The sequence below is a fragment of the Sphingobium sp. KKT206 genome (assembly GCF_055640555.1).
Window position 1 is genome coordinate 2,376,195 of record NZ_CM145764.1, and the last position, 24,000, is coordinate 2,400,194.

General features: G+C 63.5%; 22 protein-coding genes. 12 read left to right on the plus strand and 10 right to left on the minus strand.

Going from position 1 to position 24,000, the window contains the following annotated elements; genetic code table 11:
* Nucleotides 1-98: 98 nt before the first annotated feature.
* The 4 genes from ACZ2HM_RS11390 to ACZ2HM_RS11405 all read right to left on the minus strand — a co-directional run bounded on the left by ACZ2HM_RS11390 (nt 99) and on the right by ACZ2HM_RS11405 (nt 6,655).
* Complete coding sequence (locus ACZ2HM_RS11390) at nt 99-812, minus strand: energy transducer TonB (protein WP_470425262.1); 714 nt, start codon at nt 810-812, stop codon at nt 99-101.
* A gap of 117 nt (nt 813-929) precedes the next feature.
* On the minus strand, nt 930-2,195 hold the full coding sequence (locus ACZ2HM_RS11395; protein WP_470425263.1) for a DUF445 domain-containing protein: 1,266 nt from the start codon (nt 2,193-2,195) through the stop codon (nt 930-932).
* A gap of 55 nt (nt 2,196-2,250) precedes the next feature.
* Complete coding sequence (locus tag ACZ2HM_RS11400) at nt 2,251-5,406, minus strand: efflux RND transporter permease subunit (RefSeq protein WP_470425264.1); 3,156 nt, start codon at nt 5,404-5,406, stop codon at nt 2,251-2,253.
* A 79-nt stretch (nt 5,407-5,485) separates the two neighbouring features.
* Nucleotides 5,486-6,655, minus strand: coding sequence for an efflux RND transporter periplasmic adaptor subunit (locus tag ACZ2HM_RS11405; RefSeq protein ID WP_470425265.1), 1,170 nt, complete (start codon nt 6,653-6,655; stop codon nt 5,486-5,488).
* Nucleotides 6,656-6,881: 226 nt separating this feature from the next.
* On the opposite strand from ACZ2HM_RS11405, the gene ACZ2HM_RS11410 reads away from it, so the two are divergent.
* Nucleotides 6,882-7,130, plus strand: coding sequence for a GlsB/YeaQ/YmgE family stress response membrane protein (locus tag ACZ2HM_RS11410; RefSeq protein ID WP_037476498.1), 249 nt, complete (start codon nt 6,882-6,884; stop codon nt 7,128-7,130).
* Nucleotides 7,131-7,212: 82 nt separating this feature from the next.
* Here the strand turns inward: ACZ2HM_RS11410 and ACZ2HM_RS11415 are convergent, their stop codons facing one another.
* The 3 genes from ACZ2HM_RS11415 to ACZ2HM_RS11425 all read right to left on the minus strand — a co-directional run bounded on the left by ACZ2HM_RS11415 (nt 7,213) and on the right by ACZ2HM_RS11425 (nt 8,382).
* Nucleotides 7,213-7,467 carry a GlsB/YeaQ/YmgE family stress response membrane protein gene (locus ACZ2HM_RS11415; RefSeq protein WP_037476499.1) on the minus strand — a complete coding sequence of 85 codons (255 nt, stop codon included), beginning with the start codon at nt 7,465-7,467 and terminating at the stop codon, nt 7,213-7,215.
* Between the two features lie 209 nt (nt 7,468-7,676).
* A complete protein-coding gene (sciP, locus tag ACZ2HM_RS11420; protein WP_037476500.1) occupies nt 7,677-7,976 on the minus strand; it encodes a CtrA inhibitor SciP in 300 nt (99 codons plus the stop codon).
* A gap of 106 nt (nt 7,977-8,082) precedes the next feature.
* Entirely contained in the window at nt 8,083-8,382 is a 300-nt protein-coding gene (locus ACZ2HM_RS11425; RefSeq protein WP_096060937.1) for a hypothetical protein, read from the minus strand.
* 127 nt (nt 8,383-8,509) lie between these two features.
* Here ACZ2HM_RS11425 and mnmA point away from each other — a divergent pair, with 127 nt between their 5' ends.
* From mnmA to ACZ2HM_RS11455, 6 genes are all read left to right on the plus strand, one after another.
* Nucleotides 8,510-9,616, plus strand: coding sequence for a tRNA 2-thiouridine(34) synthase MnmA (mnmA, locus tag ACZ2HM_RS11430; RefSeq protein WP_470425266.1), 1,107 nt, complete (start codon nt 8,510-8,512; stop codon nt 9,614-9,616).
* Between the two features lie 226 nt (nt 9,617-9,842).
* Nucleotides 9,843-10,505, plus strand: coding sequence for an ATP phosphoribosyltransferase (gene hisG / locus ACZ2HM_RS11435; protein WP_037476505.1), 663 nt, complete (start codon nt 9,843-9,845; stop codon nt 10,503-10,505).
* A 165-nt stretch (nt 10,506-10,670) separates the two neighbouring features.
* Nucleotides 10,671-11,960, plus strand: coding sequence for a histidinol dehydrogenase (gene hisD / locus ACZ2HM_RS11440; protein WP_470425267.1), 1,290 nt, complete (start codon nt 10,671-10,673; stop codon nt 11,958-11,960).
* A gap of 21 nt (nt 11,961-11,981) precedes the next feature.
* Nucleotides 11,982-12,428 carry a transcription antitermination factor NusB gene (nusB, locus tag ACZ2HM_RS11445; RefSeq protein ID WP_037472088.1) on the plus strand — a complete coding sequence of 149 codons (447 nt, stop codon included), beginning with the start codon at nt 11,982-11,984 and terminating at the stop codon, nt 12,426-12,428.
* A 160-nt stretch (nt 12,429-12,588) separates the two neighbouring features.
* Nucleotides 12,589-13,503, plus strand: a complete 915-nt coding sequence (thiL, locus tag ACZ2HM_RS11450; protein WP_470425268.1) for a thiamine-phosphate kinase — start codon at nt 12,589-12,591, stop codon at nt 13,501-13,503.
* A 354-nt stretch (nt 13,504-13,857) separates the two neighbouring features.
* Nucleotides 13,858-15,981: a sodium-translocating pyrophosphatase gene (locus ACZ2HM_RS11455; protein ID WP_037472092.1), complete on the plus strand. Its 2,124-nt coding sequence runs from the start codon at nt 13,858-13,860 to the stop codon at nt 15,979-15,981.
* 44 nt (nt 15,982-16,025) lie between these two features.
* Here ACZ2HM_RS11455 and ACZ2HM_RS11460 read toward each other — a convergent pair whose 3' ends face one another.
* Together ACZ2HM_RS11460 and ACZ2HM_RS11465 are read right to left on the minus strand one after the other, a co-directional pair.
* Nucleotides 16,026-16,310 (minus strand): type II toxin-antitoxin system RelE/ParE family toxin, encoded by a 285-nt coding sequence (locus ACZ2HM_RS11460; protein WP_037472094.1) that lies wholly within the window; start codon nt 16,308-16,310, stop codon nt 16,026-16,028.
* The gene (locus tag ACZ2HM_RS11465) at nt 16,307-16,585 is read right to left on the minus strand and encodes a hypothetical protein (protein WP_037472095.1); all 279 of its coding nucleotides are present in this window, start codon (nt 16,583-16,585) and stop codon (nt 16,307-16,309) included. Before ACZ2HM_RS11465 ends, ACZ2HM_RS11460 begins: the two co-directional genes overlap by 4 nt.
* A 165-nt stretch (nt 16,586-16,750) precedes the next feature.
* Here ACZ2HM_RS11465 and ACZ2HM_RS11470 point away from each other — a divergent pair, with 165 nt between their 5' ends.
* The 5 genes from ACZ2HM_RS11470 to ACZ2HM_RS11490 all read left to right on the plus strand — a co-directional run bounded on the left by ACZ2HM_RS11470 (nt 16,751) and on the right by ACZ2HM_RS11490 (nt 22,625).
* Entirely contained in the window at nt 16,751-17,098 is a 348-nt protein-coding gene (locus ACZ2HM_RS11470) for a hypothetical protein (RefSeq protein WP_037472097.1), read from the plus strand.
* Between the two features lie 18 nt (nt 17,099-17,116).
* On the plus strand, nt 17,117-17,887 hold the full coding sequence (locus ACZ2HM_RS11475; protein ID WP_076605431.1) for a DUF3800 domain-containing protein: 771 nt from the start codon (nt 17,117-17,119) through the stop codon (nt 17,885-17,887).
* 97 nt (nt 17,888-17,984) lie between these two features.
* The gene (locus tag ACZ2HM_RS11480) at nt 17,985-18,449 is read left to right on the plus strand and encodes a restriction endonuclease (protein WP_470425269.1); all 465 of its coding nucleotides are present in this window, start codon (nt 17,985-17,987) and stop codon (nt 18,447-18,449) included.
* 191 nt (nt 18,450-18,640) lie between these two features.
* Nucleotides 18,641-19,636 carry a sensor domain-containing diguanylate cyclase gene (locus tag ACZ2HM_RS11485; protein ID WP_037472480.1) on the plus strand — a complete coding sequence of 332 codons (996 nt, stop codon included), beginning with the start codon at nt 18,641-18,643 and terminating at the stop codon, nt 19,634-19,636.
* A gap of 160 nt (nt 19,637-19,796) precedes the next feature.
* Nucleotides 19,797-22,625: a class I SAM-dependent DNA methyltransferase gene (locus ACZ2HM_RS11490; RefSeq protein ID WP_470425270.1), complete on the plus strand. Its 2,829-nt coding sequence runs from the start codon at nt 19,797-19,799 to the stop codon at nt 22,623-22,625.
* A 36-nt stretch (nt 22,626-22,661) separates the two neighbouring features.
* Here ACZ2HM_RS11490 and ACZ2HM_RS11495 read toward each other — a convergent pair whose 3' ends face one another.
* Nucleotides 22,662-23,996 carry an MFS transporter gene (locus ACZ2HM_RS11495; RefSeq protein WP_470425271.1) on the minus strand — a complete coding sequence of 445 codons (1,335 nt, stop codon included), beginning with the start codon at nt 23,994-23,996 and terminating at the stop codon, nt 22,662-22,664.
* Nucleotides 23,997-24,000: the final 4 nt, after the last annotated feature.

Here is a 24,000-nt window from a genome sequence, read left to right on the forward strand (position 1 = left end):
ATAGGCCAGCCTGCGCCAGGATGCAAAAGGGTCCGTCACGCCCGGCGCAAATGAACGGCTTCCGCCCTGCCCATCGGACAGGGCGGGAACCGCAGCCTTTACCGATCCGTCAAAGTGAACCGCACGGTCAATATTTTGGTCGTCGCCACCGCCACGCCATCGCGCGTCGCGGGGCGGAACCGCCATTTGCGCAGCGCGTGCCGTTCCGTCGCACGCCAGAAACTCTCGTCGCTCGCAGCAATGCGGGCAATGTCGGTCACGCGACCCTGCGCATTGATCGTCACCCGCACCGTCACGCTGCCTTCCAGCCCCTGCCGGATCATCGCGCCGGGATAGTCGGGCTGGAATGCCGACAGCGCGCGCGGATCGATCGCTGCCTCGACCATCACCGGCTCGCGCGGCGGATCGGCGGGCGGCAGGATGATCGTGGGGGCTGGGTTGATGCCCTCGCCCGACCCGGTGCTGCCGGTCAGGACGGAATCGCCTCCGCTCGACGGTACGATCGGATCGACCGTGGTCGGGCGCTGCTCTGTCGGCCGGGTCGGTATCCGCTCCGTGGTCGTCGGCTTGGTCTGTTCGGGCGGGGGCGGATCAAGCAGCGGAACGTTGGTGGTGATGAGCGGCGGCGGCGTGAACACCTCGTCGATCATCTCCTGCGGGATCATCAGCCAGACGCCGATCGCCACCATATGAACCGCAATTGCGCCACCGATGCCGAACGGCGACCCCTTGCCGCCCTGGTAGCCTGATGGCGCCGCTACTCCCGCCTCTGTCCGTTGGTTGCCCGTCGCTTGAATCGCCAATTTGCGCATCGCTCGACTCCTCTCCACACCGCCCGCCTTTGGACGGATCATGACATGTTACATCATATTTCTATGATATGTTGCAACATCATTTTATCGAGTCACTGGAAAGGTTGTCGAGGAGGGTTAAAGCGCCACGTCAATGGCATGCAAGATCAGCCCGACGAGGCCGCCCACCAGCGTGCCGTTGATGCGGATATATTGCAGGTCGCGGCCGACCGCGCCTTCCAGCCGGTTGGTGATGGTGCCCGCATCCCAGCCGCGCACCGTGTCGCTGACCAGCCGCACGATCGCATCGCCATAGGTCGCGGTCGCGCCCACCGCCGCGCGGCGCACGAAGCGGTTGATAACCAGCCGCAGCCGCGCATCCTCCTGCAAGGTGCCGCCCAACTGGCGCAGCGCTTCGCCCAGCCGCCCGGCCATCGCCTTGCCGGGATCACGCACCGCGCGCAGCAACCCGCCACGCGCCTGTTCCCACAGCCCGTCGATCCAGCGCTGCATGGCGGGATTGTCGAGTATCTCGTCGCGGATCTTCGCCGCCTTGGCCTGCGTTTCCAGGTCAAATTGCAGGTCGAAGGCCAGTTTCGCCATGCCCTCTTCCGCCTTCAGGCGCAGGTCATGGCCCGGATCGGCCGCCATTTCGGCGAGCATCCGGCGCAGGCCGTCGATGATCGCATTGGCCAGATTTTCGTCCAGCCCGGTCCAGCGCAGCACTTTGCCCGCCTTGTCATGCACCATCTGGCGGATCAGATGGTCATTGGCTTCCAGCGTTTTATCAGCCCAGTGGATGATGCCGTCCATGACCGGCGTGTGGCGACCGTCGCGCATCGCCGCCTCGATCGCCTGACCGATCAGCGGGCCGACATTTATGCCGCGCAACCGCTGGCCGATCGCGCCCTTGACCATGCCGCCCAGCCGTTCCTGGTCCAGCGCTTCGAGCATGTCGGCGATCAGGCGCGACGCGCCCGCGCGGAGCCGCCCGTCGCCTGCCGAGGGACTGGCAAGGAAGCGGCCTGCTGCCGACGCCACATCCATCGTCCGCATCCGCCGCGCGACGACGGCGGGCGTGAGAAAATTGTCACGCAGGAAGACGGCCAGCGTCTCGCCGATCCGGTCCTTGTTGCGGGGGATGATCGCGGTGTGGGGGATAGGTAGGCCGAGCGGATGGCGAAATAGCGCGGTGACCGCAAACCAGTCGGCCAGCCCGCCCACCATCGCCGCTTCGGCAAAGGCCTGCACGAAGCCGATGGCGGGATGGATATGCACCGTAGCCCGCGCCGCAATGAATATCGCCGCCATGACCAGCAGCATCACGGTCGCGAACATCCGCATGCGCCGTGCGGGATTGGGCAGGGTGTCACCGGTCGACCGGGAGGCGCGGAGCAATGTCATGGCTGCTTAACGGTTACGCCGCCGTTTCGTTCAGGCAAAGCCCTAATCCATCCGGCTATTCTGCAGGCAGGGCGACTCCCTTGTCATCGCCCGGCTTGTAGGTGAGCAGCCCCCGGCCGAGGCGCGGCCCAACCCAGCTTTCGAGCGCGACGGCCAGGCTGAAGGTCGCGGGCACGATCACCAGCGTCAGCACGGTCGACAGCAGCAGGCCGCCGATCACGGTGATGCCCATCGGCGCGCGCCAGGCACCATCGCCCGACAGCGACAACGCGGTGGGCACCATGCCCGCCACCATCGCCACTGTCGTCATGACGATCGGCTGGGCGCGTTTATGCCCGGCGTCCACGATCGCTTCGAACTTGGGCACGCCCTTGTCCATTTCCTCCAGCGCGAAGTCGATGACGAGGATCGAGTTTTTGGCGACGATCCCCAGCAGCATCAGCAGGCCGATGAACACCGGCATCGACAGGGGCTGTCCTGCGACATGCAGGGCGAGCGCCCCGCCCAACGGCGCGAGCAGCAGCGAGCCGAGATTGACGAAGGGCGGCATGATCCGCTTGTAGAGCAGGGTCAGCACCGCCAGCACGAGCAGGATGCCCGACGCCACGGCGATGGCGAAATTGACCAGCATTTCCGCCTGCCACTTGGCATCGCCGGCGTCGATCTTTTGCACGCCCTGGATACGGCCTTCGTTGATCGCCTTCATCAGCGGCAGAGCGTTGATCTTCTTGGTCGCCTCACTGGTCACGACGCCCGGTGCCATGTCGGCCCCGACGACGATGCGGCGGATCTGGTTGTAGCGGCGGATCTGCGTCGGCCCGGCGCCGAAGGTGATGTCGGCCACCACTTTGAGCGGCACCGATCCGCCATTGACGGTGGGCACGGGCATATTTTCGATCGTGCCGAGATCCTTGCGGCTATCTTCCGCAATCGCCACGCGGATCGGAATCTGGCGATCGGCCAGCGAGAATTTCGCGCTATTCTGGTCGATGTCGCCGATCGTCGCGATACGGATCGACTGGCTGAGTGCAGCCGTCGTCACGCCCAGGCTGGCCGCCAGGTCGAGCCGGGGCTTGATGATGATCTCAGGCCGCTGCATGTCGCCCTGGACGCGCGGCGCGCGCAATTCGGGGATGCGGGCCATTTCCGCGACCAACTGGTTTGCGACCTGCTCCAGTTTCACGGGATCGTCGGACCCGAACATCATGATGATGTCGCGGCCAAAGCCGCCGCCCGACTGCGACTGGAAATTCACCCGTGCGTCGGCGATCGTCTGGAATTTCGGCGCAATCTTGCGCTCCCATTCGACCGACGTCATCGGCCGGTCCTTCTTGAGCGTCAGAAAGATATCGGCATTGGTGGTTTCGATATCGGCAAAGGCGGCATCGACCACCTTCGTATCGGCCGCCAGCATGTCGGCGACCTTGCGCGTGATCGCGGTCGTCTGGGCCAAGGTGCTGCCCGGCACCGTTTCGATCTTCACCTGGCTGAAATCGGTGTTGGTCGTGGGCTGGAACGTCATCGGCAGCGTCGCGAAGGCGATGATGGTCGCGATGAAGGCCAGCGCGCCAAAGCCGACGGTCCACATCCGATGATCCAGGAAAATCGCCGTGAACCGCCGCCAGCCCCCACGTGCGCGGTGCGCGATGGCCCGCCGCTCGTCGAGCGACCAGCGCAGCACGCTCATATAGCGGTCCATCAGCCAGCCTTCGCCATGGCTTGCCTCACCATGGGCTTTGAGGAAATAGGCCGCAATCATCGGCGTGATCAGGCGCGCGACAGCCAGGCTCATCAGCACCGCGACCACGACGGTCATGCCGAACTGGATGAAGAACTGTCCCGAAATACCCGGCATCAAGGCGACCGGCAGGAACACCGCCACGATCGCCATGGTGGTCGCCAACACGGCCAGGCCGATCTCGTCAGCCGCGTCGATCGATGCCTGATAGGCGCTTTTGCCCATGCGCATATGGCGCACGATATTCTCGATCTCCACGATCGCGTCATCGACCAGCACGCCCGCGACCAGGCTGAGCGCCAGCAGCGAGATGCCGTTGAGCGTGAAGCCCATCATGTCCATGAACCAGAAGGTCGGGATCGCCGAGAGCGGGATCGCCAAAGCGGATATCATCGTCGCCCGCCAATCGCGCAGGAACAGGAAGACGATGACGACCGCCAGCACCGCGCCCTCGATCATCGCGGCCATGGCCGAATGATATTGGTCCTTGGTGTAATCGACGCTGGTATAGAGCTGCTTGTAGGTAACCTTGGGGTTTTCCTTGCGCAGCTTGTCCAACTGAACCATCGCATCGTCATAGACGGTGACGTCCGACGAACCCTTGGCCTTTTCCAGGCTGAAACTGGTGACCTGCCGCCCGTTCATCAGCGCCAGGCTGCGCTGTTCGGCATACATGTCACGCACGTCGGCTATGTCGGCCAGCTTGACGGTGCGGCCGCCGGTAATGGCGATCTGGGTCGCGCCCAGGTCGCGCGCATTGCGCGCATTGCCCAGCACGCGGATCGATTGTTCGGCCCCGGCGATTTCGGTGCGGCCTCCTGCAGCGTTCAGATTGACCTGATTGAGCTGGCTGTTCACCTGCGCGGCGGTGATGCCGAACGCCTGCAACTTGGCGGGGTCCAGGATGACCCGGATTTCGCGGCTGACGCCGCCGCCGCGATTGACCGCCGCCATGCCGCTGACCGACAGCAGCCGCTTGGCCACCGTATTGTCGACATACCAGGACAGTTCCTCCAGCGTCATGTCGGTCGCTTCGGCGCTGAAATAGGCAATCGGCCCGCCGTCGATATCGACACGGGTGACCTGCGGCTCCAATATGCCGTCGGGCAAATCGCTGCGGATCTGGTCAACCGCATTCTTCACGTCGTTGACGGCGCGATCGACGGGCGTGCCGATCTGGAACTGGACATTGGTCAGCGACTGGCCTTCGGAGGCGAAGGAGGTGATTTCGTCCACGCCGCTGATGCCGCGCACCGCCGCCTCGATCCGTTGCGTGACCTGCGTTTCCAGTTCGGTCGGGGCAGCGCCCGGCTGGCTGACGATCACGGTAACGGCCGGAAAGCTGATGTCGGGATTATTGTTGACGTCCATCCGCGTGAAACTGACGATTCCCGCCAGCAACAGGGCGGCGAACATCACCAATGGCGTCACCGGATTGCGGATCGCCCAAGCGGATATATTGCGAAAACTCATGACGGGCTTTCCCTCGCCGGACGGATCGCCGTCCCTTCCAAATCCATCCAGCGCAGGCCGCGACGCGACCCCGCCAGCCCTAACTGCCCTTGATCGCTTCCGGCTTGACCTTCTGCCCCGGTGTCAGGAAGGCACCGGCCGACGTCACGATCTTTTCCGTGCCCGTGATGCCGCTGGTTACCGCGACGCCCGCATCGGACACCTGGCCAACGGTCACGTCACGCCGCTCGACCATATTCTTGGCATTGATGACATAGACATAATTGCCCTTGGGATCGCTCTGCACCGCCGATTCCGGCAGCAGCGGCGCGGTCCCCGATCCGCTGGTGATCGTCACCGCGGCAAAACCGCCGGGCCGGATCGCAGGATTATAAGGAATGGCGACGCGGGCGATGCCCTGCCGCGCGGTCGGATCGACCACCGGGGACACCTGCCACACCTGTCCGGCGAACTGATCCTTGCCGCCGATCGGCGTCACCACAGCACTGTTACCGGGGCGCAGCGTCGCAAGGTCGCCCTCGGCCACCTGCGCCTGCAATTCCATCTCGCCATCCTTGGCCATGCGGAACAGCACACCGCTGCCCGAACCGACGATCTGGCCCGGTTCGACCGCGCGCGTCAGGATCAGGCCCTTTGCGGGCGCACGAATGTCGAGGCGTCCGGTGCGGGCGCGCTGTTCGGCCAATTGTGCGACTGCGACATTGACGCGCGCTTGCGCCGCATCCCGTGTCGCCGTGCGTTGATCAATGTCGGCCGCGCTGATGAACCCGCGCCCGACCAGCGCCTTGGCGCGATCGAGCTGCGCCTGCGCCAGTTTCGCATCGGCGCGCGCCACTTCGACTTGGGCCGCGAGCGAGCGGACCTGTTCGACCTGGACCGAACGTTCGATGATGGCGAGCGGCTGGCCTGCGCGCACCCAATCGCCCGGCTGTACCAGCACGCGGCTGACCATGCCGCCTTCGCCGATGACGCCGACCGGCATTTCGACGCGCGCGGCGAGCGATCCTGTTGCCGTGACGGTGCGGGCGACGGTCGATTGGCCGGGACTTGTTACCGTTACCACCGGTACCTGCGCGCTTGGCGCAGGCGCAGCTGCATCGCCGTCGCGCATGGACATCCATATCGCCACCGCAATCAGTATCAGCGCGACCACGCCGCCCACGATCAACAGCTTCTTGCGTCCGTTGCGTGAGTCGTCGTCGCCAAGGACAACCGTCGAGTCGCGCAAGACCTGGGTTTCGTAATTCATGCCGATTCCATCTTTCCGGCCTTCGCCATCCAGCGACTGTGTTATATGAATATAGCACCTGCCTCAACCCCCAATATCACGGGGTCGGGCGCGAGGGCAAAGCGATAATGTATCGGCACGGGACGGTGGATCGCGGATGCCGGTTCGTTACGCCTGCTTAGCATATTGCCAAGCGAACCGGAGTGTGGCGCTATATCGACGCGGGGTACGGGGAGAGGAGCGCGCCATGGACTTGTTGGGATGGATCGTCATCGGCCTGTTGGCTGGGGCACTTGCGAAGCTGATCATGCCGGGGCGCGACCCCGGTGGCTGCATCGTGACGATGTTGCTGGGGATCGCCGGGGCGCTGCTGGCCGGCTTCATGGGCAGGCTGGCGGGCCTTTATGCGCCGGGGCAAAGCGCCGGGTTCATCGCCGCCGTGCTGGGCGCGATCGCCATATTGATCGTGTATCGTTTCTTGGCAGCCAAGCGATAGCCGAAGCACCTGCAGTCATAAAAAAAGGGCCGCGCTTCGGATGAAGCGCAGCCCTTTTGATCGGAAGGTCGGGTTGAGCGCGTTAGCGCACCGAACCGCGACGGACCAGATTGATGATCGCCAGCAGAATGATCGCACCGACCAGCGACACGAGGAAGCTGTAGAGCGTCACACCGTCGTTGATCGAACCGCCGCTGAAAATCAGACCGCCGATGAAAGCGCCGACGATGCCGACGACGATGTTCAGCAGGATGCCCTGCTGCGCGTCAGTGCGCATGACCATGCTGGCCAGCCAGCCAACGACGCCACCGATGATAAGCCACAGAATGATGCCCATGATAATCTCCTTGAACCACGCCCCCTGCGGGTTGGGTAATCATTGAACGGGGGACAGAGCATCTCGTTCCATCGCACAAAAATGATTCCGCCCCTGCAACCATCGCGACTTTGCGCCGTTAGGACGCGCCCGCAACGGGATGCAAAAAGGGCCGCCGGAGCGATGCTCCGACGGCCCCTGCCAATCCCGCCACGCCAGCTGGCGCGAATTCAATATTTCTGCTGCCGCTCATAGAGAGACTTATAATATTGGATGCGCGTGACGCGCAGCCCATGCATGCCCGACCGGTCGACGGCGCGCTGCCAGCCGGCAAATTCCTCCAGCGTCAGATTGTAACGCGCGCATGCCTCGTCGACGGTCAGCAGGCCGCCATTGACGGCCGCGACCACCTCTGCCTTGCGCCGCACCACCCAGCGCGTCGTATCCGCAGGCGGCAGGCTATCCAGCGTCAGGGGTTCTCCGAGCGGCCCGACGACCTGGGCGGGCCTGATTTTCTGGTTCTCGATCATTCTTAACCCTCAACTTGCGGCATTTGGTGTTGCAAAATCCAACAGCGTTATCCTTTTTGCGCTTCAGCCCTGAACATCGACTAAAGCGCCACGGTAAACGCCATCTTCATCTTCCTTGCCCCCCAGCTAGACGGCTCGCGACGAGTGGATTGAAACTTCCCGCGAGACGAACGGCCTCGATCATGCCGCCGGAACGTGGCGCAAACACTGCCGCCAGTTCCTGGACCCAGTCTTCCTCTTCGCCCTGCCCCCGCAGGACGCCCGCAACCGCCTGCGCCGTAGGACTGGCCGCCTGTGCCGCCGCGCAAGCAGCTCGCAGGAACGGCCAGACCGGCATGCGCGGTCGGTCGAGGGCTCTGGCATGGACGGGCTTAAGCCCGCTTGCCCGAAGGAAACTAAGGTCCATGCCCTCTTTCTAGGTGGCAATGGATAAGGGTCCGTAAACTCGGACCAACGCTTCGTCGCATAGCGCAGCAGGCCATCGCATCACTCGCCACTGGCATGGCAGCCGCGTGGAGCGTATAGGCGCGGCCATGCAGCCAGAATTTCAGTTAGCCCAGCCGCTCGACGCGCGGCGGATCGTCGTTGCCATGTCCGGCGGCGTGGACAGTAGCGTCGTCGCCGCGCTGGCCGCGAAGACCGGCGCGGAAGTGATCGGCGTGACGCTCCAGCTCTATGATCATGGCGCGGCGGTGGGCCGAACGGGAAGTTGCTGCGCCGGGCAGGACATACGCGATGCACGCGCCGTCGCCGACCGCATCGGCATCGCCCATTATGTGTTCGATTATGAAAGCCGCTTCCGCGATTCGGTGATCGCCGACTTTGCCGACGAATATATGGCCGGGCGCACCCCCATCCCCTGCGTGAAGTGCAATATGGGGGTGAAGTTCACCGATCTGTTCCAGATCGCCCGCGACCTGGGCGCCGATTGCCTCGCCACCGGCCATTATGTCCGCCGGGTCGAGGGGGCAAACGGCGCGGAACTGCACCGCGCCGCTGATCCGGCGCGCGACCAGAGCTATTTCCTCTTCGCCACGACACAGGCGCAGCTCGACTATCTGCGCTTTCCCTTGGGCGGCCTGCCCAAGCCGATGGTCCGTGAAATCGCCGCCGAACTGGGGCTGGCGGTAGCGTTGAAGCCCGACAGCCAGGACATCTGCTTCGTGCCCGATGGCGATTATGCCAAGATCGTGCGCAAGCTGCGCCCCGATGCGGATGAAGGCGGCGATATTGTCCATATCGATGGCCGGGTGCTGGGTCGGCACAAGGGGATGATCCATTTCACCGTGGGCCAGCGCAAGGGGCTGGAGATTGGCGGCCAGCCCGATCCGCTCTACGTCATCCGCCTGGATGCCGCGGCCAAGCGCGTGATCGTGGGGCCAAAGGCGGCGCTGGCGGTATCGGGCGCGACGTTAAGCGACATCAACTGGCTAGGCCGCGACTTTGCCGGGCCGTTGACCGCCAAGGTACGGTCGATGGCGAAGCCCGTGCCTGCGCGGCTGGTGGACGGGCAATTGCTGTTCGACGCCCCCGAATATGGCGTCGCGCCGGGACAGGCGGCGGTGCTCTATGACGGCGACCATGTGCTGGGCGGCGGCTGGATTGCCAGCACGCAGAGCGCGATGGCGGAGGCTCTATAACCCTCTCCCTTGACGGAGAGGGATGCGTAGACTTGGCAGCTTGCTGCCCTAGTCGTAGCTGGGTGAGGGTGTGCCGACCTAACGATAGCGCACCGCCACCCTCATCCAACTCCGCCTAACCTCACTCCGTTCGGTAAGGCTCCATATCCTTCTCCCTCAAGGGAGAAGGAGTATGCCCCCCCAAATCCTTGCCCTGCCCCCCGCGCCCGGCTAAGGCCCGCGCGTCATGACTCGCACCCTCACCTTCGCCATTCCCAAGGGCCGCATCCTCGATGAAGCGCTGCCCTTGCTCGCCAAAGCCGGTATCGAGCCGGAGGCGGAGTTTCATGACAAGAAAAGCCGGGCACTGCGCTTCGCCACCAACCGCCCCGACGTGTCGATCATCCGCGTGCGCGCGTTCGACGTCGCCACTTTCGTCGCCCATGGCGCGGCGCAGATCGGCATCGTCGGATCGGACGTGGTGGAGGAGTTCGACTATTCCGAACTCTATGCGCCGGTAGACCTCGACATCGGCCATTGCCGCCTGTCGGTCGCCCAGCCCGCCGACGCCGCCGATGAAGATGAAGCCGCTATCAGCCATGTCCGCGTCGCGACCAAATATCCGCACCTCACGCGCAAATATTATGAAGCGCGCGGGCTGCAGGCGGAATGCGTGAAGCTCAACGGCGCGATGGAATTGGCGCCTTCGCTCGGCCTGTCGCGGCGGATCGTCGATCTGGTTTCGTCGGGCGCAACGCTCAAGGCCAATGGCCTTGTCGAAACCGACATCATCATGCCGATCTCCGCCCGCCTGATCGTCAACCGCGCTGCCTTCAAGATGCGCTCGGCTGAATTGGCGCCGATGGTCGAGGCGTTTCGCCGGGCTGTGGGGGTGCGGGATGCGGCTTGAACAAAATATAATCCTCCCCGGCACGGGGAGGTGGCAGGGCGAAGCCCTGACGGAGGGGGCGGGCGACCGTACCAAAGCGCCGATGCATGGGCGAGGGGCAATCCCCCTCCACCACTTGCTTCGCAAGCGGTCCCCCTCCCCGTGCCGGGGAGGATTTTACTTATCATGACCCAACGCCTCGCCACCACCTCGCCCGACTTCGCCGCCGCCTTCACAACCTTGGTCGATGCGCGCCGCGAGGCTGATGAAGATGTCTCGCGCGATGTCACTGCGATCCTCAAGGCCGTGCGCGCGGGCGGCGACGCGGCGCTGGCGGACTATACCCAGCGCTTCGACCGGCACGACCTGAACGTCAGCGGCTGGGCAGTTACGCCCGCCGAATGCCGCGCCGCGCTCGAAGGCATTTCCACCACCCTGCGCGATGCGCTCGAACTCGCGGCCGCGCGCATCACCACCTATCATGAAAAGCAGCGTCCAGTGGACAGCGACAGCGTGGACAGCGCGGGCGTGCGCCTTGGCGCGCGCTGGAGCGCGGTCGACGCGGCGGGGCTCTACGTCCCCGGCGGTCGCGCCGCCTATCCCAGTTCGCTATTGATGAACGTCATCCCCGCCAAGGTCGCAGGCGTGCAGCGCATCGCGATGGTTACGCCGACCCCGAATGGCGAGATCAACCCGCTGGTGCTGGCCGCCGCGCAGATTGCGGGGATCGAGGAAATCTGGCGTGTTGGCGGAGCGCAGGCCGTCGCCGCACTCGCCTATGGCACGGACCGGATCGCGCCGGTCGATGTCATCACCGGCCCCGGCAATGCCTGGGTCGCCGAAGCCAAGCGGCAGTTGTACGGCGTGGTCGGCATCGACATGGTCGCAGGCCCATCGGAAATCCTGGTCGTCGCCGACGCCAAGAACGACCCCGACTGGATCGCCGCCGACCTGCTCAGCCAGTCCGAACATGACCCGACCAGCCAGTCGATCCTCTTCACCGACGATGCGGCCTTTGCCGATGCCGTCGAACAGGCCGTACAGCGCCGCCTCCCGCTACTCTCGACGCAGGCCGTCGCGACCACCAGTTGGGAAGCCAATGGCGCGATCATCGTCGTGCGCGATTTCGAAGAGGCGATGCCGCTGGTCAATCGGCTGGCTGCCGAACATCTCGAACTGGCGTTGGACGATCCCGACGCGCTGTTCGCCAAGGTACGTCACGCAGGCTCGGTGTTCCTTGGCCGCATGACGCCCGAAGCGGTCGGCGATTATGTCGCCGGGCCGAACCATGTCCTGCCCACCGGCCGCCGTGCGCGCTTCTCGTCAGGCCTGTCCGTGCTGGACTTCATGAAGCGCACCAGTTTCCTGAGCCTCGATGCCGCCGCGATCGGCGCGATCGGCCCGGCGGCGGTTGCGCTGGCGGAAGCGGAAGGCTTGCCCGCCCATGCCGCATCCGTGGCGTTGCGCCTGAAGTAACACAGGCGTAGGGGCCATCCGATGAACGAACGATCCAAATCCCGCTCCGCCGCGCGCCTTGCCGCGGTCCAGGCGCTCTACCAGCTCGAAATGGAGGGCACGCCGCTCCATATCCTGTTGCATGAATTTCACACCCATCGCCTCGGCGCGACGATCGAGGATGTGACCTATGCCCCGGCCGAACAGTCGTTTTTCGACGATGTCGTGTCCGGTGTGGACAAGCGTCGCGACGAGATCGACGCACTGATCGCCGCCCGCCTGTCGAGCGGCTGGAGCCTTGACCGGCTCGACAAGCCCATGCGCCAGATATTGCGCGCAGGCACCTATGAACTGCTCGCCCGCGCCGATGTCGGCACCGGCACGGTCATCAGCGAATATGTCGATGTCGCCCACGCCTTTTACGACAAGCGCGAATCGGGCTTCGTCAACGGCCTGCTTGACGGCGTGGCCAAGGATGTGCGGGCGTAAGCACCGCCCTCCGTTCGTTTCGAGCGAAGTCGAGAAACCTGCGCGCGGCGTTTCTCGACGTAGTTTATCCAGAGCGCCTGCCGCAGGCGGGCAGTCGAAGGGCTTGAAACGAACGGAGGAAAGCATTTCGGATTGGTGGTGAGAAGGTTAGACTCCCGCCATGTCCGCCGAATCCCGCTTCCTCACCCTGCTGCGCCTATTGGCGAATGATCCCGCCGCGCAAGGGTTGATGGATGATGTCGCGATCCTGCCGGTTGGCGACACCCGCCTGATCCTGACCAGCGACACGATGGTCGAGGGCGTCCATTATCTCCCCACCGATCCGCCCGCCGATATCGGCTGGAAACTCGCCGCCGTGAACCTGTCCGACCTGGCGGCGAAGGGCGCGCGGCCTATCGGGTGCCTGCTCAACTATGCACTGTCGGGCAACGAAGCCTGGGACGCAGCCTTCATCGCGGGGCTGGGCGAAGCGCTCGATCGCCATGCCATGCCGCTGCTCGGCGGCGATACCGTCGCCATGCCGCTCGCCAGCGCGCGCAGCTACAGCCTCACCGCCATCGGGGAGGCGACCGGCCCCGTCCCTACCCGCAACGGCGCACAGCCGGGCGACATCCTTTACGTCACCGGTCCGATCGGCGACGCGGGCATTGGCCTCGACCTCGCCCGTGCCGATCCGGCCGCGTCCGGCCCGCTGGTCGATGCCTATCGCCGCCCGCGCCCTCGCCTGGCCGAAGGCGCGCTGCTCGCCCCGCACGCCAGCGCCATGATGGACCTGTCGGACGGGCTGTTGATCGATGCGCAGCGCATGGCACAGGCCAGCGGCGTCGCGATCATCATCGACCATATCCCCCTTTCCCCGGCGCTGGAAAAGGCGCGCGGGGCCAGCACCACCGTCCAGATCGCCGCCGCGCGCGCGGGTGATGATTATGAACTGCTTTTCACGATGCCGCGTGGGCTGGCTCCCCCGGTGCGCGCCATTCCCGTCGGTCGTGTCAGCGCGGGCGCGGGCCTGACCCTGATGATCGACGGCGCCATCGTGCCGCTGCCCGACCGGCTCGGCTGGGAACATGGATAGGCTGAGAGTATCCGTTCGTTTCGAGCCCTTCGAGTGCCCGCCTGCGGCAGGCGCTCTGGATAAACTATGTCGAGAAACGCCCCGCAATCGTTTCTCGACTGCGCTCGAAACGAACGGATGAGGTTGGTGAGGTTTCTGCGCCAACCCGCTTGACGCACGCCCTCCACCCTGTAGCTTCGCCTCACCCTATTCTCAGCCTGTCTGGACCGCTTATGTGCGTGTGCCCACTGCTGATCGACGCGGTGATCGATGCCGGACCCAACCCGCCCGGCCGCCCGCCCCTGCGCCTTTCGTTCGCCCGTCATTCCCTGCGGAGCGGCCGATGACAGCCATAACAGGGGGAGAGGAACAAGCATGCAGATCGTCTATATCGCCATAGGGTGTGGCCTGTTGGCCATCCTCTATGGCCTGTTCACCAGCCGACAGGTGCTAAGTGCGCCTGCGGGCAACGCCACTATGCAGGAGATTGCGGGCGCGATTCAGGAGGGGGCGAGAGCCTATCTCGGCCGCCAATATACGACCATCGCCATCGTCGGCGTGGTCGTGGCCACGCTGGTCCTGCTCTTTCTGGGCATCACATCCGCCATCGCCTTCCTGATCGGCGCGATCCTGTCGGGGGCAGCGGGTTTCATCGGCATGAACATCTCCGTCCGCGCCAATGTCCGCACCGCCGAAGCCTGTCGTGGCACGTTGCAAAGCGGGCTGACGGTAGCCTTCCGCGCGGGCGCGATCACCGGCATGCTGGTGGCGGGCCTGGCTTTGCTCGCGATCAGCGTCTTCTTCTGGTATCTGACCGGACCGTCGGGCTACGCGCCTGATGACCGGCTGGTCATCGACAGCCTCGTCGCGCTGGCCTTCGGTGCCTCACTCATCTCCATCTTCGCGCGGTTGGGCGGCGGCATCTTTACCAAGGCGGCTGATGTCGGCGCGGACCTGGTGGGTAAGGTCGAAGCCGGCATCCCCGAAGACGACCCCCGCAACCCCGCCGTGATCGCCGATAATGTCGGCGACAATGTCGGCGATTGTGCAGGGATGGCCGCCGACCTGTTCGAAACCTATGTCGTCACCATCGGCGCGACCATGGTGCTGACCGCGCTGCTCGTCACCGGCCTCGACAATGCAGTGCTGCTCAACCTGATGGCATTGCCGCTGATCGTTGGCGGCGTGTGCATCATCACCTCGATCATCGGCACCTATATGGTGCGCCTGGGCTCCAGCCAGTCGATCATGGGCGCGCTCTACAAGGGCTTCTGGACCACCGCTCTGCTCTCCATTCCGGCCATCTATTATGTCACTTGGCGTACGCTGGGCGACATGAATGCGGTGTTCGGCGCGGATTTGGATGGCGTTGGCGGCTATACCGGCATGGCGCTGTTCTGGTCGATGATGGTGGGCCTGGCCGTCACCGGGCTGTTGGTGGTCATCACCGAATATTATACCGGCACCAATTACCGCCCGGTCCGCTCCATCGCCAAGGCGTCGGAAACCGGCCATGGCACCAACGTCATTCAGGGTCTGGCGATCAGCCTGGAATCGACCGCCCTGCCGACGCTGGTGATCGTCATCGGCATCATCGTGGCGCATCAACTGGCTGGCCTGATCGGGATCGCCTTCGCCGCCACCGCCATGCTGGCGCTTGCGGGCATGGTCGTGGCATTGGACGCTTATGGTCCGGTGACCGACAATGCGGGCGGCATCGCCGAAATGGCGCATCTCGACGATAGCGTCCGGGTCAAGACCGACGCATTGGACGCGGTGGGCAACACGACCAAGGCGGTGACGAAGGGCTATGCCATCGGCTCTGCGGGCCTCGCCGCGCTCGTGCTGTTCGGAGCCTATACCGAGGATTTGAAATATTATAACAGCGCGCTTGGCCTGACCGCGCCGGTCGATTTCAGCCTGTCCAACCCCTATGTCATCGTCGGCCTTCTGCTCGGCGCGCTGCTGCCGTATCTGTTCGGGGCGATGGGGATGACTGCAGTGGGCCGCGCGGCGGGCGACGTGGTCAAGGATGTCCGCGCGCAATTTGCCGAGAATAAGGGCATCATGGATGGCACCAGCAAGCCCGACTATGCCCGCACCGTCGATCTGGTGACGAAGGCCGCGATCAAGGAAATGATCGTCCCCAGCCTCTTGCCGGTGCTGGCGCCGATCGTGGTCTATTTCGCCATATCGGCGGTGGCGGGCGTGTCCAACGGTTTTGCGGCGCTCGGTGCCCTGCTGCTGGGCGTCATCGTCTCCGGACTCTTCGTGGCGCTGTCGATGACATCGGGTGGCGGCGCATGGGACAATGCGAAGAAATATATCGAGGATGGCCATCATGGCGGCAAGGGCAGCGAAGCCCATAAGGCGGCCGTAACCGGCGACACGGTGGGCGATCCCTACAAGGATACCGCCGGGCCAGCGGTCAACCCGATGATCAAGATCACCAACATCGTCGCGCTGCTGCTGCTCGCGGCGCTGGCGCATGGGGCGTAGTTGAAGGATGGCCCGCCCGGCGCGATCCGGGCGGGCTGTTTCCCTTATGGATATTCCGGCGGCCATTGCCGCGCCGTGTGGATCAGGACGAGTATCCACACCGTTTCGTCCATAACTTCGTAGATGATGCGGTAGCTGCGATGCGGGGTCAGTTCGCGCGTGCCCGCAACCTTCCCCACATGACCAAGCATGGGAAAGTCCGCAAGCTGGGCAACGGCTTGGCTGAATAGGCCATCCAATCTCACCGCAGCAGGCGGGTCACGCACAGCAAGATAGTCAAAGATCGCCGCGCGGTCCCGCTCCGCCTCCGACGTCCAGACGATATTCACGCCTGATCGAGCAACCGCGACCGGCGGGCGACAAAGTCAGCATCGACAGCCTCATTCGAGCGCCCCTCCCCCTCCTGCGCCGAAGCGCGGGCCTTATCGACCTTGCGCTGCAGAAAGTCGCTATGGTCACGCTGCGCCTGCTGCTGCTGGATAAAGTCTCGCATCAACTCGCGAACAACCTGAGAGGCTGGCCGATGGCTGGCCTCGGCTTCGGCCATGAACGCGGCGCGCAAATCGGCTTCCAGCTTCATGGTGAATATCGCGGATTTCGACATGCTATCCTCCCGGCAGGTACTAACGATATATATACCCAACAAACCATGGCGACAATCGGCATGTCGTCTATCGTTCGAGCGAAGGCTGGAATCGCGCCATTCTTCATGCCAGAAGCCTTGTCCGATACAGGGGCTTAGCGACGCACATGACCAACCGGCTTTACTATGGCGACAATCTGGACGTGTTGCGCGCCCACATTCCCGACGGACGAAAGCGTCGATCTCATCTATCTCGACCCGCCGTTCAATTCCAATGCGGGCTATAATGTCCTGTTCAAATCGGCGAGCGGCGCGGGTGCCGACGCCAGCATAGAGGCGTTCGACGATACCTGGACCTGGGGCGAATCCAGCCAGAATGCGCTGATGGACATTGCCAGCGGCACCAACCGCCCGCTGACCGTGATGATGAACGCGATGCACAGTGCCATCGGTGAAAATCCGCTGATGGCCTATCTGGCGATGATGGCGGTGCGGCTGGTGGAACGATCGGAGCGATTGACTTTTCAGCGATAAAAATGCTGCATAATAGCTATGTATCTGTTGTTCGTAGATGAGAGCGGCACTCCGCCAAAGCCTGATAGCTTTGGGCAAAATTACTTTGTTATCGCAGGTTTGGTTGTCCCTGAAGATCGTTGGGTTGGCCTGAATGACAAACTTTCCGGACTCAAGCGCGCATCAGCCTACTTCGGAGAGGTGAAATGGCGATATTTCGCTCCAAATAACAATGACCGAGATAACCCAATGGCAGATTGGGACGTCGAAAGGCGCAATGCGTTCAGAAATGCCGTTTTTGCGATCATAACGGAAATCAAATCCTGCAAGATAATCGCCTGCGTGAGCGAGGCCCCAACCGCCTATGGTATTGGCCCCGTGAAATCTCAAAGCGACCTCTATTTCCGGACCTACAAGCCCGTTACGGAGAGATTTCAGTATCTTTTACAGGATATTACGCGGACCAGCGGGCGAGATAGTTATGGACTTATCGTCGCCGACCATCGTGGACGAGGTGACGACGAACAAATGCGTCAGCAACATGAACGGCTGGTACGAGAGTCTGGGCAACATACGTCTAATTATGCCAATTTCATTGAAGGCCTGTTTTTCTCGCCCAGTCACATGAGCGTCGGAATTCAACTTGTTGATATGATTGCAGGCGCAATTTGGCGCGCACAAAGTCACAATGATCGAACATGGTATGACAGAATCCGCCCATCGTTCCGTGCATCGCCAACTGGAACAATTGACGGTTATGGAATCGCCCGTTTTCCAAAGGCGGGGTGGCGTGGAACGATATTAGATTAGACGCCGGGTGAGGCCATGGCCCCAACGTGCTAGGTGACGCACTCCCGGCTCAACAAATATATATATTGGGCGAGAGCATGTCAATTTCCTCCGTCCATTGTCCAAGTTTCAGCAATGGATATGCTGGCAAGTCGTTGGTTTTCCGCGCGAAAAGAAGGGCGGGGACAAGGGCGTCGATGGCTGGTTCAACTATCTGGCGGGCAAAGAAGGGGCTGGGGGCGGCAAGATCGAAACCGGCGTCATTTCGATCAAGGCGGGCGACAATGTGAACCCCAATATGGTCCGCGACCTTGGCCGCGTGATGGAGCGCGACAAGCACCGCTTCGGCCTGTTCGTCATGAAGGGGATGCCGACCCAGGGGATGCGCGACGAAGCCGCGTCCCAGCCGGTCATCGAAACCGAATTTGGCCGCTTCCCCGCGCTGCAATTCGTCACGCTCGCTGAACTGTTCCAAGGGCTGAAACCCAAATTGCCGCCGCTCATCAGCCCGGTGAAAAAAGCGTCGCGCGTCGAAACCCGCAAATCGCACCAGCCCGGTGCGCAAGGCGGCCTGTTCGGCTGAACCAATTTCGGCTATAGAATGTTATCCCTTTAACGTTCCGTCCGGTCACGCCAGCGCCTGTTTTAACCCTTTGTTCAGAACCCAGGCCCACTCTGGCGCATCGGTCGGCCAAGGGGGGTGGCCAGACCACGCCGGATTTCCCCGCCATGCCCGAAGCGGCAAGGCATACTATGATAACCGGATACCGTGAAATGCCCTGTGCCATACCTATCGATGAACCCGCCCGGATAGCGGCGCTGCGCCGCTATGGGATTTTGGACACCCCGGCCGAAGGCGCCTTCGACAAGGTGACCGATCTGGTGCGGACCTTGTTCGATGTGCCCATTTCGGCCGTGTCGCTGATCGACACCGAACGCCAATGGTTCAAGTCGATCACTGGCCTCGACATATCCGAAACCGCGCGCAGCATGGCCTTTTGCGACCATGCCATCCGCCAGGACGAACCGCTCGTCATCACTGATGCGCAGGCCGATCCGCGCTTTTGCGACAATCCGCTGGTGACCGGAGAGCCAGGCATCCGCAGCTATGCCGGGGTGCAATTGCGTACGCCCGACGGCCATAATCTGGGGTCGCTCTGCGCCATCGACACCCGCCCCCGCACCTTTTCGCCCGAACAGATGGAAGTGCTCAAAGGCCTTGCCCCCATAGTCGTGGAGCAGATGGAATTGCGGCTGCTGGCCGAGCGCGATCATCTGAGCGGAGCGCTGACCCGGCGCGCCTTCATCGCCGAACTCGACAAGCGGATCGCGCTCTTCACCCGCCACCGCCGCCCGGCCGCGCTGGTCCTGCTCGACATCGACCATTTCAAGCAGATCAACGACCGCCATGGCCATCCGGCGGGCGACCGCGTGATCGAAGCGGTCGCGGCACTCTGCAAAGGCCTGTCCCGTCCCAGCGATGCGTTCGGCCGGATCGGCGGCGAGGAATTCGGCCTGTTGCTGCCCGAAGCGCAGGAGGCCGATGCGCTGGCGGTCGCCAATCGGATACGGTCAGCGATCGAGCGGTTCGAGATCACCAACAATCCGCCGCTGCATGTCACGGCCAGCTTCGGCGTCGCGACGATCGGGGCGGGCCGCATGTCGAGCGAAGCGTGGCTGTCGGCGGCCGACGCTGCGCTCTACCAGGCCAAGCGCGCGGGGCGTAACCGGGCCGTGCTGGCCCCGATCGAGGCCGTCCGCGCCGCCTGATCCGCATGGGGTGACGCGACCATAATGGACGGAAATCCGGCCTGATCCCGGCCCACAATTTTGCGCCATATCGGACCAGCACCATAATGGTCCAGGGTCCGCTTGGCGCGGATCGCCCCTGCATCCACCCCGTCTCCCTCATCATGGGGGGAGGGCAGGGATGCGGCTCAGCTGGCCGGAAATTCGCACGAACGCAGCCCATTTCGCCGCCGAATGGCAGGGCAAGGGCTATGAAAAGGGCCAGACCCACAGCTTCTACGACGAATTTTTCGGCATTTTCGGCGTGCCGCGCAAGCAGGTCGCCGTCTACGAACAGCGGGTCAAATCGCTCGATCCCGCGCGGTCCGGCGGCTTCATCGACCTGTTCTGGCCCGGCACGCTGATCGTCGAACAGAAAAGCGCGGGCCGCAACCTCGACCGCGCCATGGCCCAGGCGCTCGATTATTATGACTGGCTGCCCGACGTGCAGCGGCCCCGGCACATGATGGTGTGCGATTTCCAGCGTTTCGAACTGGTGGACCTGGAAACCCGCCGCGAATGGCGCTTTCCGCTCACCGATCTCAAACGCCATGTCGAAGCCTTCGGCTTCATCATCGGCGTCCAGCCGCGCCTCTTCCGCAACCAGTCGCCGGTCAATCGTCAGGCGTCGGAACTGATGGGCCGCCTGCACAATGCGCTCGCCGCTGACGGCTATGTCGGCCATGATCTGGAACGGCTGCTCGTCCGCCTGCTCTTCATCCTCTTTGCCGACGATACCGGCATTTTCGAGCGCAAGGACCAGTTCCTCACCTTCCTCGAACGGCGCACCCGCGCCGATGGCCGCGACCTTGGCCGCTGGCTCGGCGAACTGTTCCAGACGCTCGACACCCCGCCCGACCGGCGCCAGCAGAGCCTCGACGCCGATCTCGCCGACTTTCCTTACATCAACGGCGAACTGTTCCGCGAGCGCATCGCCATGCCCAGTTTCGACGCCGCGATGCGCACGATGCTGCTCGACGCCAGCCTGTTCAACTGGGGCGATGTGTCGCCCGCGATATTCGGGTCGCTGTTCGAAAGCGTCATCGATAAGGTCACCCGGCGCAAACAGGGGGCGCATTACACGCCTGAGCAGGCGATCCTCAAGGTCATCGAACCGCTGTTCCTGGACGATCTGCGCGCCGACTTCGCCCGTGCCAGCGCGCTCAAATCCGGCCGCGAGCGCGCCTTGCGCGCGCTGCATCAGCGGCTGGGGACGATGGCTTTCCTTGATCCCGCCTGTGGCGCGGGCAATTTCCTGGTCGTTGCCTATCGTGAGCTGCGCGAACTGGAACGCGACATATTGCGCGAATTGCTGACCATCGACGGCCGGGTCGAACTGGTGATGGATGTCGCGGCGCTCTCGAAACTGGATGTCGATCATTTCTTCGGCATCGAAATCGACGAATTTCCCGCCATGATCGCGCAGGTCGCGTTGTGGATGACCGACCATATCGCCAACACCCGCCTGGCCGAGGATTTCGGCCAGCATTATGCCCGCATCCCGCTAGTGAAGGCACCCGGCATCCACCATGGCGACGCACTGGAACTGGACTGGAATCAGGTCATTCCGGCGCAGGGCTGCACCTTCGTCTTCGGCAACCCGCCCTTCGTCGGCGCGAAATATCAGAGCGAGGCGCAGCGGTCGCAGGTCCGCCGCCTCGCCGCCCTACCCGGCAGCGGCGGCACGCTGGACTATGTCGCCGCCTGGTTCCTCAAGGCCGCCCGCTATGTCGCGGGCGGCGACGCGCGCATTGCCTTCGTATCGACCAATTCGATCGTGCAGGGCGAACAAGTGGCCCAGCTCTGGCCGCTGATCTTCCGCGCAGGCCTGGAAATCGCCTTCGCCCATCGCACCTTCGTCTGGCCCGGCCGCGCGGCGGTCCATTGCGTCATCATTGGCCTCGCCCAGCGCCGCGACGAACCCGCGCAAAAGCGGCTGTTCAGCTATGCCGACGCCAAGGGCGAACCGACCGAAACCCGCCATGGCGCGCTGACCGCCTATCTGTTCGATGCCCGCGACGCCGACCGCCATCTGGTGGTGCGGGAGGAAAGCCGACCGATCAACGGCGCGCCGCGCATTGTCATCGGGTCCAAGCCGATTGATGGCGGCTATCTGATCTTCGACGCCGACGCGCGGGCAAAGCTGCTGGCGCAGGAGCCCGACGCCGCACCCTTTTTGCGCCCCTATGTCGGCGCGCAGGAGTATCTGAACGGCGGCGAACGGTGGATATTGGCGCTACAGGATGCCGCCCCGGCGGATATTCGCCAGCTTCCCACCGTCCGGCAAAGGCTGCGCCAGGTGACAGCCTATCGCCGCGGCGAGATCGCGGCGCTAGGCAAAGCGGAAGAAAGCATGAAGACGCCCGGCCAGTCGTCGCTGGCACTGGCCGATACGCCATCGGCCTTTCACGTCACGGTCATCCCGACCCTGCCCTTCCTCGCCATCCCCGAAGTCAGTTCGGAACGCCGCGACTATATTCCGATCGGCTGGCTGGAACCGCCGACCATTCCCAGCAATCTCATCCGCATCCTGCCCGGCGCAACCCTCTGGCATTTCGCTATCCTGACCAGCCATATGCACATGGCCTGGATGCGCCAGATCGGCGGCAGGCTGGAAAGCCGCTATCGCTATTCGATCGGCCTAGTTTATAATAATTTCCCTTGGCCCGAAGCCACCCCGGCCCAGCGCGCCAAGATCGAAACCCTCGCCCAAGCTGTCCTCGATGCCCGCGCCCTGCCCCGCAACGCGACATCCACCCTGGCCGATCTCTACGACCCCGACACCATGCCCGCGCAATTACGCAAAGCGCATCATGACCTCGATCTCGCAATCGACCGACTCTATCGCAAGACCGCGTTCGGGTCCGACCGCGAACGGGTGGAATATCTCTTCACCCTCTACCAGCGGCTAATCGACCCGCTCCACAATGTAAAAAACCGCCGCATAATCCGCCAGCCACTGTCGCTTTAAGTCGCCAAGCCATGGCATCGGGGTTGTATGGCTTGATCATGCTATCCGTGCTCGTTCCCCATCCCGCAGCGACTGGCCAGCGGTTTCCGGCATGAAACGCAGCGCGATCAGCCCGACGACACAGGCCAGCATCATGTAGAAAGCGGGCATGAGTTCATTGCCGGTGAGGCCAATGAGGCTGCTGCCGATCGCAGGTGCCGTGCCCCCGAAAATGGACGTCGCGACATTATAGGCGATGGCGAAGCCCGCAAAGCGGACGGACGTCGGGAACAAGGCGGGGAAGGTTGCCGAGATCGTTGCGAGTTGCGGCACATAGAGCAGGCCGAGCAGGGCAAAGCCGACCACCGCCCCGACGAAACCCGTCGCCATCAGCAGATAGGCGGGCACCACCAGCAGGAACAGGCCGATGAGCGAGAAGCGCCACAGCGGCTTGCGGCCGACCCGGTCGGACAGCGCCCCGGCGAAGGGCAGCAGGACCATCATGAACATCATGCCGATGATCGGCACGATCAACGCTTCATTGGCGGACAGGCCCAACCGACGCTGCAGATAGGTCGGCATGTAGCTCAAGAGCGTATAGTTGACGATGTTGAGCGCGGTGACCAGCCCGCCCATCACCAGCAAGGTGCGCCAATGGCCCGTTATCAGCGCGCCGAGCGTCGGCGAGGCAGTCTTGGCCCCTTGCGCGGCTTGTTCGGCCTCCAGAAAGACCGGCGTGTCCTCCATCTTCGATCGCAGATACATGCCGACCAGACCCATGGGACCAGCCACCATGAACGGAACGCGCCAGCCCCAATCATACATGGCGGCGTCGCCCAGCATCAGCGAGAAGCCAAGCATCAGCAGCGCGCCCAGCGAAAAGCCCGCCAATGTCCCGAACTCCAGGAAACTGCCGCAAAAGCCGCGTTTGTCGTCGGGCGCATATTCGGCCATGAAGGTCGCCGCACCGCCATATTCGCCGCCGGTGGAAAAGCCCTGCACCATCCGCAACAGGATCAGCAGGGTCGGAGCCCAAAAGCCGATCGTCGTATAATCGGGGATCAGGCCGACGCACACCGTCGCACCCGACATCATCAATATGGTGAGCGCCAATACGGACTTGCGCCCCATTCGGTCGCCCAGCGGCCCCCAGAACAGGCCGCCAAGTGGGCGCACCAGGAAGGAAATGGCGAAGGTCGCCAGCGCGAACAGCACTGCCTCCTCCGTATTGCCGGGAAACAGCGCGGCGGAGATATAGGTCACGCCATAGGCATAGATGCCATAGTCGAACCATTCGGTCGCATTGCCCATGGCGGACGCACCGATCGCCCGGCGCAAGGTGGTCCGATCGACGGCGGGTTGGAGCGAGGCAGTAGGATGGGGCGCGGGCATGGAT